This is a genomic window from Commensalibacter sp. ESL0382 (genome assembly GCF_009725775.1).
Lineage (GTDB): Bacteria > Pseudomonadota > Alphaproteobacteria > Acetobacterales > Acetobacteraceae > Commensalibacter > Commensalibacter melissae.
On the sequence record NZ_WNII01000011.1, the window covers coordinates 491,812 to 504,802 of the forward strand.

Genomic DNA, 12,991 nt, shown 5'->3' on the forward strand with positions numbered 1-12,991 from the left:
ACTTGGACACTTATTTTTCAAACATATAATTTCGTGTCAAAGGTACGGCGGTTAAGGAAGGGGAAATTTGCAACTGAAAATTCATATGATTATGGTAATAAAAAGACAATTCTGCCGCTGATAAATAAAATTCAAACATTCTATAGAATTTTTCATCATACATAGCAATTATATCCTGTTGATGGTTTTTAAAATTCCCTAACCAAAAATGAATGGTTTTTGCATAATGTAAACGCAGAATTTCACAATCAGTTACCCATAAGCCGTTTTTTTCAATAGCAGCAAATGTCTCACTTAACGAAGGAGAATAACCGCCAGGAAATATATATTTATTAATCCATGCATTTGTCGAGCCTGGACCATCTGATCGACCTATGGAATGAAGAAGCATAACTCCGTCAGGCATCAATATATTTTTAATTTCCTTAAAAAAATCCGTATAGTAATGTATACCCACATGTTCAAACATACCAATTGATACAATTCGATCGAAAGATCCCTTGACCAGCCGATAATCCGTTAAATAAAATTGAACTTTATCTTGTAACTTTTCCTCTTTGGCTCGATTCCTGGCAACTTGCAATTGTTCCTGAGAAAGTGTTATCCCTGTTACTTCCACATCATATTCTCTGGCAAGGAATAAAGCCATGCCGCCCCAACCACAACCGATATCCAAAATTTTTAAATTGGGTTTATTTAACAAAAGCTTATTAGCAATATGTATTTTCTTTGCTTTCTGAGCCTCCGCCAGATTTTCATTTCCATTTTTAAAATAAGCACATGAATACTGCAAATCTTGATCCAGAAAAAGCTCATATAAATTTTTTCTTAAATCATAATGATGTGCAACGTTTTTCTGGGATTGCTGAATACGATTTAGTTGTGACCAGAACCGTTTGCAATATCGCCATATGGAAGCAATTTTTTCACCGATATGATCATGAGATAAATCATTACTCATTAAAATATTCAGAACATCGTAAATTGAACAATTGACAGGACGGATTTCGCCACTCATATAACCCTCACCAAAAGCCAACCCAGGATTTATGAGTAATCGTTTGCATATTTCAAGTGTTAGCAATTCAACACAGGCATAATGCTTACTTTGTGCATGTCCATAAAATTTACTATGCTTATCAGGATAAATAACCTCCAAATATCCTTTTTTTATCAAATGCTTAAAAATTGAATCCATTAATTTCATCATATCTTGCTTATTTCTTATCATTTTGAAAAAATAGAATAATCATATGAGAAAAATTATTTCCATTTGTAAATCAATGATATCGCAAAAAATTATTCATTAACAGATAAAAAAAACGAGAGGATAAACCTCTCGTTTTATCAAAATTCCATGAAAAAAGAATATATTCAAAATGTTTTATTCAGAAACAGCTTTTTCCTCTGAAACCGCTTCAGTTGGGTCATCCTGTGGTGTATTTTCAAAAACTTCCACAGCGGTTGCTTCACCTTGTGCCTGACGTTCAGCCTCTTCGACGGAACGGGCAACATTAACTTTAACATCCAAATGGATTTCAGGATGAAGTTGAACTCTCACCTGATATAATCCCAACATCTTAATTGGATGGTGAATTTCAACCTGTTGACGGGAAATCGTTAACCCTTCCTTGGAAACACCTTCGCTAATATCCCGTGCGGAAACAGATCCATAAAGGTTTCCGCTTTCACCTGCCTGACGAATAATCGTTACAGAAAGTCCCTCCAAACGTTCCAAGAGGCGTTCAGCTTCTTCACGATGTTTAATGTTTTGTGCTTCAAGCTGGCTACGTTCTCTTTCAAAACGTTCACGATTTATCGCTGTTGCACGAATGGCCTTACCTTGAGGAAGCAAATAGTTACGGGCATAACCAGGCTTAACTCTAACAACATCCCCCATTTGCCCCAATTTTGCTATTCTTTGAAGTAGGATAACTTCAGTTGCAGACATATTAATGTTCCTCCTCAATCCTGAACAAATGGCAATAAAGCGAGGAAACGGGCACGTTTAATTGCCTGTGCCAATTCACGCTGTTTTTTTGCGGATACGGCTGTAATACGGCTTGGAACGATTTTACCGCTTTCTGATAGAAAACGAGATAATAAACGAATATCCTTATAGTCGATCTTTGGTGCATTTGCTGATGAAAAAGGACATGTTTTGCGTCTGCGATGAAAAGGACGACGAGCACCAACAGCAATACGACGTGCAGCTATATTTACCTGAATTTCTTCTGACATGAATTAAGCCTCCCTATCCTCTTCAACTTCGATTGAAGAAACAACCACTTCTTCGTCAACCAGATCGGAAGCATCTTCATCTTCTGAAGCATGTTTACGACCACTGTCAAAGCGACCGGATGCTTTTGATACAGAACGATTTGAAGTACGTTCCTTTTCATCCCCTTTACGTGAAAGTGTTGGAGAAGGTGTATCATCAATTTCTTCCACCCTTAGGGTCAGGAAACGTAAAACATCTTCATTCAGATTAAATTGACGTTCAATTTCCTTGATGGTTTCTGGTTTAGCATCAATGCCCAAGAGCATATAGTGACCTTTACGGTTTTTCTTGACTCTATAAGCAAGGTTGCGTAATCCCCAATATTCGCGTTTTTTAACGGAACCTTCTTCATTTTCAATCAAAGAAGCAATTCCATTAGCAATGTCTTCAACTTGTTGTTGAGTCACATCATTACGTGCAATAAACACGCATTCATATAATGGCATAATATCTCCCTTCGGCTGACTTCAACCCAATTACCAAAAAATTATTGGCATATATTCCTTCATCTAGCGGGTATAGCCAAGGCATAGCCGTTAAACCTTGGCAGGAAAGAAGATTTCTAAAAACCATAAAAAATAAAAAAATGCAAGTCCTATAAACTATAATCTTCCATAAATAATTAGTTTCCTTATTGTTTATTAGAAAATATCTATATAGAAGACTACAATTTTAAGAGTTGTATCAAATTGAAAAAATCTTATTGGATCTTAGTTGTCATCCAAAAATGACCGTAATTTGCGACTGCGACTTGGATGTTTTAATTTACGCAAGGCTTTTGCCTCAATCTGGCGAATACGTTCACGTGTGACATTAAACTGCTGTCCAACTTCCTCCAGCGTATGATCTGTATTCATTCCAATACCAAAACGCATTCTCAAAACACGTTCTTCCCTTGGGGTCAAGGAAGCCAGAACACGTGTCGTCGCTTCTCGTAAATTTGTCTGGATTGCTGCATCCAATGGAATAACAGCACTTTTATCCTCGATGAAGTCCCCTAAATGGCTATCCTCTTCATCACCCACTGGAATTTCCAGTGAAATAGGTTCCTTAGCAATTTTTAATACTTTTCTTACCTTTTCCAGAGGCATCCCGAGTTTTTCCGCCAACTCTTCCGGCATTGGTTCCCTGCCAATTTCATGCAGCATCTGTCGTGAAGTCCGCACTAATTTATTTATAGTTTCAATCATATGAACAGGAATACGGATTGTTCGAGCCTGATCGGCAATTGAACGGGTAATTGCCTGACGAATCCACCAAGTTGCATAGGTTGAAAATTTATATCCTCGACGATATTCGAATTTATCAACCGCTTTCATTAAACCAATATTGCCTTCTTGAATCAAATCCAAAAATTGCAATCCACAATTCGTATATTTCTTTGCAATTGAAATGACCAACCGCAAATTCGCTTCGATCATTTCTTTCTTGGCACGAGACGCATCGCGCTCACCATACGAAACTGTAGAAAAAACCCGTCTAAATTCTGTTACCGGCAATCCCACCTTTTGAGAAAGCTCGGCAATTTGATCACGATATTGACCAATTTCTTTACCGTATTTTTCAACGTAAAGTTTCCAGTATTTGCCAGGTAAATTTCCAACCGCTTCAAGCCAGTCAGGATTCAATTCATGACCATGATATTTTGATAAAAAGTCATCACGGGAAATTTTGCATTTTTCAGCTGCACGCAACATACTTCCCTCTAGGCTGGCAAGCTTTTTGGAAACCGTTTTCAACTGTTCCACAAGAAATTCGATTTTATTACTTTGCAGATGAATTTGCTGAACCTCTTCAATAAGCTTATCCCTTAAAGCCTCATATTTTGTCTCAAATTTACTGGTAAGTTTTTCACCGGCCTGAATCGTTTCCAAGCGCTGAGCCTGTAACTCATACAATTTGGGATAGTTCTTTTCAATTTCACTGAAATGTTTGAGGATCTCGTCCTTGTGCTTTTCCTCTAGAGCAGCAAGAGAAAGATTATTTTCTTCATCCGCGCCACTCTCCGTTTCCTCACCATCCTCATTTTCCTCCTCACTGTCGTCAGAAGTATCATGATCAAGCGAAGCGGACAAAGAACCATCCATATTTGACAATTCAACCTGGTCATATTCATTCTCAGTTGCTTCCAGATCAACAATATCCCTTAACAGCACCTCTTCGGTTTTTAACTGTTCATACCACCCAATGATTGCCCTAAAAGTCAGGGGGCTTTCACATAACCCCCCAATCATCTGGTTCCGTCCAGCCTCAATCCGCTTGGCAATGGCAATTTCCCCCTCACGCGAAAGAAGCTCTACCGCCCCCATTTCACGCAAATACATCCTAACGGGATCATCGGTTCGACCTGTATTCGTTTCAGTTGCAACCGTTTCTTCCGAATCATCTTTATCTGACTCATTTTCGGATTCTTCACCATCCGCATCCTCTTCTTCATTCTCTATAATCTGGATGTTCATTTCTGAAAAAATAGCCATAACATCTTCAATCTGTTCAGAAGACATTTTATCTTGGGGCAAGATAGCATTCAATTCATCTAAAGTTACGTAACCGCGCTCTTTCCCTTTACTTATCAAACGTTTTACAACAGCGGATTGTGTATCCAAAACATTTGTATCGTTATCACTTGAATTTTCTTCAATTTTAGATGGTGTTGTGACTGCCATTTTTGCCTCAAAAAAGCTTCCTAATTCTACCTAAACCTTAACTTCAAACTTACCTTTAAGGTATGCTTTAAATTATTTATAAAATTTATATGCTTGCTAATATTAACATTGGCTCACAAAACTAACTTTCGCACGATGAATACTATAAAGAATTACTAAACAACATTTACAGCCAAATCTAAAGCAACATATATTAGACATGATATCTACGGAAAGATAAATCAAGTCTTTATCATATCCCTAGCTAACAATTATTATAAGAAATCATCCTCCCGTTCATTGTTTGAACCTGTCCTGGCAATTTCAAGGGCTTTTACACGTGCGACAAAAATATTCTGATGCTGTTCATCTGGAGATTCAACCCATGCTTTGCGAGCCAGCTCAACCTGGTTTTCAAGTTCCTGAATATTCAATAACCCATAGAAATGCCACCATTGTTTTTCAATTAAATGTAAATCAAATTTTTGCGATAATTGATCTGAAGAAGAAATAGAAAATTCATCATTAATTGCATTAATTAAATCAGAAAAACCCTCTTTTTCAAGGAAATTTATTCTATCATCTAAGGTCGTTCCTTCAAAAGGAATTCCAACAAAAAATTCTCTCAACTTAATAAATTTTGCAGGCAAGTCTAGCTGACAAAAAGCGGACTCCACAGAAAAAAGAAGTTCTGGATAATGCAGCAAGATAGCGAATAAAATGCAAATCCTTTTATAATCAATCTGTTCCTTATCAATTTTTTGAATCCGATTTGACAAATTTACATCAGTTTTTTTTGCAAATGTTCCATATCGGTCGGCTTTTGGATAGAATTGCTGATAAAAGCGATCCAATAAAATACGGCGATATTCCTTTGACAGAATCTTGTCATCAATATGCTGAGCAATTGAAATTAGCCGCGTTTTCAACGCAGCCCGTTGTTCAGGGGATTTTATATCCACATGAGCCGATACAATCCCGTATATGGCATCACATAAGGATTGTTTTTTAGGAATAAGCTTTAAAAATGCCTCTCCACCCTGATTCTTAACAAAACTGTCAGGATCCTCACCTTCGGGAAGTGTCAAAAAATTCAATGTATGTTCAGAAGTTAAAATCGGTAAAGATTCCTCAGCTGCATGCAACATGGCCTTGTGCCCAGCCCTGTCCCCATCAAAACAGAGAACAGGTTCGGGGGTTACACGCCATAACAAACCCATCTGATCTTTTGTCAAAGCCGTACCCAATGGTGCAACCGCTCCATAAAATCCTGCCTGATATAACGCAATGACATCCATGTACCCTTCAACAACGAGAACTGTATTATATAATGGATCCACCTCCTTTCTCACAAAAAGTGATGATAAATGATTTAGCCCAAATAAGGTACGACGCTTTGAAAATAAAGGGGTTTCCGGACTATTCAAATATTTCGGCTGTCCATCGCCAATAATTCTTCCGCCAAAAGCGATAGGTCGACCCTTACGATCATGAATGGGATAAATTACTCGATTAAAAAATAGCTCCCCACCCCATTCAGTATCAGATTTTTTTCGTAGAAGTCCAGCCTCACCAATAAGTTCAAGATCATATCCTTTTTCCTTTAAGAAATGGATAAGACCTCCACGACCATCTCCAGACCATCCCAGTTTAAACGTTTCAAAAGTTTCTTTCAGAATTCCACGTTCAAGTAGATATTGCTTACCTGTCTTAGCCAAAGGTGTATCTAGGGCCAAACGATAATAATCCTGTGCGGCAAGCATAACATCGTATAAACTATGCTGTTTTTCAATCCTTTGCCTGTCCTGATATGTCTGTTCAGGAATATCCAATCCCGCCAGCGCGGCAAGCTCTTTAATTGCCTCACCAAAGGTTCTTCCCTCACTTTGCATAACAAAGGAAATGACATCACCATGGACACCACATCCATAACAATGAAAATGATCCTCATAAATATAAAACGAAGGTGTTTTCTCCCCATGAAAAGGACAACACGCTTTCCAGAAACGCCCTGAACGAGTAAGTTTTACTTTCCGTCCGATAACGGTATGAATCGGGATACGTTGCCGCAATTCTTCCAGAAATCTTTGATCAAACGCCACAAATCACCCTAAATAAATTAAGAGAGTTTAGCCTTCACCAATCCGTTTACCTTAGAAAAATCAAGAACAGAACCATAATTTTCCTTTAGGTAACCCATAACCTTGCCCATTTCCTTAATAGACGAGACTCCTGTCTTTTCCACTGCCTCATCTACAACGTCCCGCATTTGATCTTCATTTAGTTGCGCAGGCAAAAACGTTTCAATAATCGTGATTTCCCCCTGCTCCTTTTCAACCAAATCCTGACGATTTGCCTTTTGGTACATTTCCACAGATTCACGACGGGACTTTACCATACTTTTAAGCATTGCGATAATTTCATCTTCGCCAACCTGATCAATGCCCTTTGGACGAGCATTAATATCCAGATCCTTCAATTTGGCCCCAATCATCCGTAACGTGGCGACTTTCCCTGCCTCTTTAGCCTTCATGGCAGTTTTCAATTCTTCTTTAAAACGTTCACGCAAACTCATTTCTTTCTCCATTCTTAAAGTATAGCATTTTTTGATAAGGAAAAAAATTCCCATCATATTTATTTACATTCAGTGCTGGGATTTTTTTTCCCAATCCTATATACATATAATATTAATAATTATATTCGTCCAACATAAGGTCTAGGGACATGACAGATATTGACACAGTTATTTCCAAGCTCGGCGGTATTGAAAAGGCGGCCAAGATTGCCAGAGTCTCTACCGAAGCAATTCGCAAATGGAAGCAGGCTCATGCCATTCCTTCTAAACACTGGGCTACAATAATACAAGCAACAGGATTAACTTTAAAAGATTTGCAACCTGAAAAAAATAATTATGACGATAATTCTATCAGCTTAAAGACCCAACGCCCATCAAAAGCAAATGCCATTCTTTTACTGGAGGATGGAACCGTCTTGTGGGGAATGGGATTTGGTGCCCATTCTTCAAAAAACAACCTTGCCCTTGGAGAAATCTGCTTTTCTACCGGAATGACGGGATATCAAGAAACCCTCACAGATCCATCTTTTGCTGGCCAGCTTATTACCTTTACCTTTCCACACATTGGAAATGTAGGTACTAACGACGATGATAACGAGGCAGATACAATTGTTGCAAAAGGACTGATCATCAAAGAAAAAATTACTGAACCTTCCAACTGGAGATCGACCAGTCATTTAAACAGCTGGCTTAAAAAGCAAAATGTGACAGGAATTTATGGAATTGACACTCGTGCCCTTACCCTCCTTATCCGTGAAAAAGGTCCACAAAATGCTTTGATCTTCTGGCCTGAAGACGGAAATTTTGATCTGGAATTTTTACGGAAAGAAATTAAAAGATGGCCTGGATTAAAGGGAATGGATCTCGCAAAAGAGGTTACTTGTCCAAAATCCCATTCCTGGAAAAAAAATGTCTGGTGCTGGAAAAGCGATAAAAAAAATCAAAACAAGCCTGCCTATAAAGTCGTGGCCATTGATTACGGTGCAAAATATAATATTTTTCGTAATCTTGTCAATGTCGGATGTGATCTTGTCGTTGTTCCCGCTACAGTATCAACTGAGGAAATATTGAGCTATAGTCCTGATGGTGTTTTCCTTTCGAATGGGCCTGCAGACCCAGCGGCAACAGCTCATTATACAGTTCCAGTTTTAAGGGAGTTGCTAAAAAGAAATATTCCAATTTTCGGAATTTGTCTTGGCCATCAGCTTTTGGCTCATGCCTTGGGCGGTAAAACTTACAAACTGGATCAGGGACATCGCGGGGCAAATCAACCTGTTAAAGATTTAAAGACGGGCAAGGTTGAAATTACCAGCCAAAATCACGGTTTTGCTGTTGATCCCAAAAGCTTACCCGATACCGTACACGAAACGCATATCAATTTGTTCGACCATTCCAACGAAGGGATTGCCTCAAAGATTTATCCGGCCTTTTCCGTACAATATCATCCAGAAGCAAGCCCCGGCCCAACCGATAGCCATTATCTTTTCAAACGCTTTGTTGAATTGATGGATCAGCATTCCTCTTCCCATAAAAGATCATAGAGTAACCAATATGCCTAAAAGAACTGATATATCTTCAATCATGATTATTGGTGCTGGTCCAATTGTTATTGGCCAGGCCTGCGAATTCGACTATTCGGGTGCCCAAGCCTGTAAGGCCCTGAAGGAAGAAGGGTATCGCGTAATTTTATTGAATTCGAATCCCGCGACAATCATGACAGATCCTGATATGGCTGATGCAACCTATATCGAGCCAATTACTCCTGAAACGGTAGAACGCATTATTCTGAAAGAAAAACCCGATGCCATTTTACCAACTATGGGGGGACAGACAGCTTTAAATACCGCCATTTCCCTTGCAAAATCAGGTTTTCTAGAAAAAAATAATGTTGAGCTGATTGGCGCAAAAGCCGATGTTATCGACCGGGCGGAAGATCGTTTGAAATTTCGTGAGACCATGGATGCCATTGGTATTGAAAGCCCTCGCAGCGCCATTGCTCATTCTATGGAAGAAGCAAGAGAATCCTTAAAAGAGATTGGATTACCTGTGGTCATCCGTCCATCTTTTACTCTGGGTGGTTCTGGGGGCGGTATTGCATACAACACGGATGAATTTGAAAATATCATCAGTGCGGGTTTGGATGCCTCTCCAACAACAGAAGTCCTGATTGAGGAAAGTATTGTTGGATGGAAAGAATATGAAATGGAGGTGGTCCGTGATAAGGCGGATAACTGTATCATCATCTGTTCCATCGAAAATATTGACCCCATGGGAATTCATACCGGGGATTCAATCACCGTCGCACCGGCACTGACTCTCACCGATAAAGAATATCAACGCATGCGGGATGCCTCGATTGCATGCCTGAGAGCGATTGGGGTTGATACAGGTGGATCAAATGTTCAGTTCGGTCTGAATCCAAAAAATGGACGTATGGTCATTATTGAAATGAATCCCCGGGTTTCGCGTTCATCCGCTCTGGCTTCAAAGGCCACCGGTTTTCCCATCGCCAAAATTGCGGCCAAATTGGCGGTAGGTTACACCCTTGACGAACTCAAAAACGATATTACCAAAACAACACCTGCTTCTTTTGAGCCAACCATTGATTATATTGTAGTTAAGATTCCCCGCTTTACCTTTGAAAAATTTCCTGGTACCCCTGCCCTGCTCAATACAAGCATGAAATCTGTTGGTGAGGCGATGGCTATCGGACGTAGCTTCCCGGAAGCACTTCAAAAAGGTCTGCGTTCTATGGAAATCGGTTTGACGGGACTTAATCCGGTAACCATTCCCGGAGATGGTGACGAAGATTCTTTCCGTGCAGCTCTTTCCCAACCAAGACCCAATCGAATTCTAGTGGCCGCTCAAGCCATCCGTGCGGGAATCTCACTGGAAAGTATCCATGAAGCCTGCCATTTTGATCCATGGTTTTTACAACAACTTCAACAGATTATTCTTGTTGAAAATCAGATCGAGAAAAACGGATTGCCCTCTGACCCATTTGAACTAAGAAATATTAAGGCTATGGGATTTTCTGACAAACAGCTTGCAGAATTGACACAAAAGTCAGAAAAGGAAATAGCGCAATATCGTCAAAAACTCAACGTTAATCCAATTTACAGACGAATTGACACCTGCGCGGGTGAATTTGCCTCTTCCACTTCTTATATGTACTCAACCTATGAGGGTGGTTTTAATACACCAATTTGCGAGAGCCATCCAACTGATCGTGAAAAAATCGTCATTTTGGGGGGTGGCCCCAACCGTATTGGACAGGGCATTGAGTTTGATTATTGCTGTGTTCATGCTTCATATGCTTTAAGGGAAGCGGGATATGAAACCATTATGGTCAATTGCAACCCTGAAACTGTCTCAACCGATTATGACACGTCTGACCGTCTTTATTTTGAACCTCTAACGGCAGAAGATGTCATTGCGCTTATTCGTCGCGAACAAGAAAAAGGGGTCTTAAAGGGATGTATCGTGCAATATGGTGGACAAACGCCACTTAAACTTTCCAAAGCACTGGAAGAAGCTAACATCCCCCTATTGGGTACTCCAGCGGATGCTATTGATCTTGCAGAAGATCGGGAACGTTTTCAGGCCCTGTTACAAAAACTTGGTTTACGGCAACCGTCAAATGGAATTGCTCATAATGCCGAAGATGCCGAAATAATTGCGGAAAAAATCGGTTATCCAGTGGTTATTCGCCCCTCATATGTGCTGGGCGGACGAGCCATGGAAATTGTCCATGATAGAAATAGTCTGCATCGTTATCTGAATGAGGTTCTTTCCTCTGCTGGTGTCGATGTATCTTCCGGCCCATTATTGATTGACCAATATCTTAATGATGCCATTGAAACCGATGTAGACTGTCTGGCCGATGGAGAGGATGTCTATGTCGCCGGTGTAATGGAACATATCGAGCAAGCCGGCATTCATTCTGGTGACAGTGCCTGCTCTATTCCACCTTACACCCTTTCACCCGCCCTGGTAACAGAATTGCAGGCACAAACCACGACCCTGGCAAAAGCTTTGGGAATTGTTGGATTGATGAATGTACAATATGCAATCAAGAATAATGAAATATTCATATTGGAAGTCAATCCACGCGCCTCAAGAACTGTTCCATTTGTTGCAAAGGCAACCGGGGTACCCATTGCCAAGATTGGGGCAAGAATCATGGCCGGGGAAAAATTGAGATCCTTTTCGTTAAAACAGCGTTCTGTTAGAGGTCATGTCGCCGTTAAAGAAGCGGTGTTCCCCTTTGCGCGGTTTCCCAATGTAGATATCATTCTCGGCCCTGAAATGCGATCTACAGGTGAAGTCATGGGTATTGACACGTCATTTGAACGTGCCTTTGCAAAATCTCAATTGGGTGCCGGTGTAACCTTACCCTTAACAGGCAATGTTTTCCTTTCGGTACGTCATAGTGATCGCCCCTCTCTATTGCCTCTGGGCAGAAAACTGACAGAAATGGGATTTAAAATTCTGGCCACACGTGGAACAGCCGAAACCTTAAAGAATGCTGGTATTGAAGCCAAGGTGGTTAACAAGGTATTGGAGGGTCGTCCACACTGTGTCGACGCGATCCTTTCCGGAGAAGTCCAGCTAATTATCAATACTGTTCAGGGTGCACAGGCAACCGCCGATAGTTTCGACATACGCCATTCCGCGCTGACCCATAATATACCCCACTATACAACTATGGCAGGTGCCGCCGCCGCCGTCCATGCCATTGCGGCTTTGCGTGAAGGCAAACTGGACGTGGCCCCGCTGCAATCTTATTTTAATCATTAAAATTCTAAGGTCATTTTCTTAACTAAAGCAGGTGATTATTATAAACCTGCTTTTTTTTATTGACTATATGTTTCCATAAATCCGGTAAAAATACTTCTTGCACAAGTACTGATTGACTGGAACAAATGAATACCGATCTTCTTGCCCATAAACCAAAATGGCGATAATCAATTGGCAGGAGTTCTCTAGGATATTTTGTTATTTCAATTTTTGACCTTTCAAAAACATCTTTTTGAAATAATACAGACCCGAGCGGTTTATTGCCAATTGCCTGAAAAAGGTTTCCCCTGCAATCCTCCCCTTTGGACAGGATAATGCTACGGGCATATATCCAGGCTTGACCTTGTCCCTCCAAAACAACCTGCCTGACCTGTTTCAGACTTGGATAACCAACCTCTAATATCCCGCATTCATCTTCCCTGATTTTTTGTTTTTGTTCAGACAGACGCTTTAATGAAAATTGATTTCGACTTAAACGAATTAACCGTTTTGTCAAAGATTCCGAATTGAACAGCCATTCATCTTCATGGGTTGAAAGACGGGATTTCCATCGGGAGTGATCTGCCCAGCATAACTTTTTATGATACATGAAATCAAATATAGAGATTGAGAATTGATTTAGAAATAAAATAATGTAATATGCTACAAAAATTTTCTTTATAGAAAAATATGTTTATAATAACAATTGTA

10 protein-coding genes are annotated in these 12,991 nt (G+C 40.0%); 2 read left to right on the top strand and 8 right to left on the bottom strand.

Features of this window, described 5'->3' with window-relative positions; genetic code table 11:
* Nucleotides 1-10: 10 nt before the first annotated feature.
* The 7 genes from GM552_RS06455 to GM552_RS06485 all read right to left on the bottom strand — a co-directional run bounded on the left by GM552_RS06455 (nucleotide 11) and on the right by GM552_RS06485 (nucleotide 7,501).
* Complete coding sequence (locus GM552_RS06455; protein WP_155565751.1) at nucleotides 11-1,210, bottom strand: cyclopropane-fatty-acyl-phospholipid synthase family protein; 1,200 nt, start codon at nucleotides 1,208-1,210, stop codon at nucleotides 11-13.
* A gap of 174 nt (nucleotides 1,211-1,384) precedes the next feature.
* On the bottom strand, nucleotides 1,385-1,951 hold the full coding sequence (gene rplI / locus GM552_RS06460; protein ID WP_155565752.1) for a 50S ribosomal protein L9: 567 nt from the start codon (nucleotides 1,949-1,951) through the stop codon (nucleotides 1,385-1,387).
* A gap of 14 nt (nucleotides 1,952-1,965) precedes the next feature.
* A complete protein-coding gene (rpsR, locus tag GM552_RS06465; RefSeq protein WP_110438356.1) occupies nucleotides 1,966-2,241 on the bottom strand; it encodes a 30S ribosomal protein S18 in 276 nt (91 codons plus the stop codon).
* Between the two features lie 3 nt (nucleotides 2,242-2,244).
* A complete protein-coding gene (gene rpsF / locus GM552_RS06470; protein ID WP_122123875.1) occupies nucleotides 2,245-2,727 on the bottom strand; it encodes a 30S ribosomal protein S6 in 483 nt (160 codons plus the stop codon).
* Nucleotides 2,728-2,991: 264 nt separating this feature from the next.
* On the bottom strand, nucleotides 2,992-4,947 hold the full coding sequence (rpoD, locus tag GM552_RS06475; protein ID WP_155565753.1) for an RNA polymerase sigma factor RpoD: 1,956 nt from the start codon (nucleotides 4,945-4,947) through the stop codon (nucleotides 2,992-2,994).
* A gap of 254 nt (nucleotides 4,948-5,201) precedes the next feature.
* Nucleotides 5,202-7,028: a DNA primase gene (gene dnaG, locus GM552_RS06480; RefSeq protein WP_155565754.1), complete on the bottom strand. Its 1,827-nt coding sequence runs from the start codon at nucleotides 7,026-7,028 to the stop codon at nucleotides 5,202-5,204.
* A gap of 17 nt (nucleotides 7,029-7,045) precedes the next feature.
* On the bottom strand, nucleotides 7,046-7,501 hold the full coding sequence (locus GM552_RS06485) for a GatB/YqeY domain-containing protein (protein ID WP_155565755.1): 456 nt from the start codon (nucleotides 7,499-7,501) through the stop codon (nucleotides 7,046-7,048).
* 149 nt (nucleotides 7,502-7,650) lie between these two features.
* On the opposite strand from GM552_RS06485, the gene carA reads away from it, so the two are divergent.
* Together carA and carB are read left to right on the top strand one after the other, a co-directional pair.
* Nucleotides 7,651-9,042: a glutamine-hydrolyzing carbamoyl-phosphate synthase small subunit gene (gene carA, locus GM552_RS06490; RefSeq protein WP_155565756.1), complete on the top strand. Its 1,392-nt coding sequence runs from the start codon at nucleotides 7,651-7,653 to the stop codon at nucleotides 9,040-9,042.
* Between the two features lie 10 nt (nucleotides 9,043-9,052).
* Nucleotides 9,053-12,301, top strand: a complete 3,249-nt coding sequence (carB, locus tag GM552_RS06495) for a carbamoyl-phosphate synthase large subunit (protein WP_155565757.1) — start codon at nucleotides 9,053-9,055, stop codon at nucleotides 12,299-12,301.
* Nucleotides 12,302-12,323: 22 nt separating this feature from the next.
* On the opposite strand, the gene GM552_RS06500 is transcribed toward carB, so the two are convergent.
* Nucleotides 12,324-12,890 (bottom strand): chorismate lyase, encoded by a 567-nt coding sequence (locus GM552_RS06500; protein WP_155565758.1) that lies wholly within the window; start codon nucleotides 12,888-12,890, stop codon nucleotides 12,324-12,326.
* Nucleotides 12,891-12,991 lie beyond the last annotated feature (101 nt).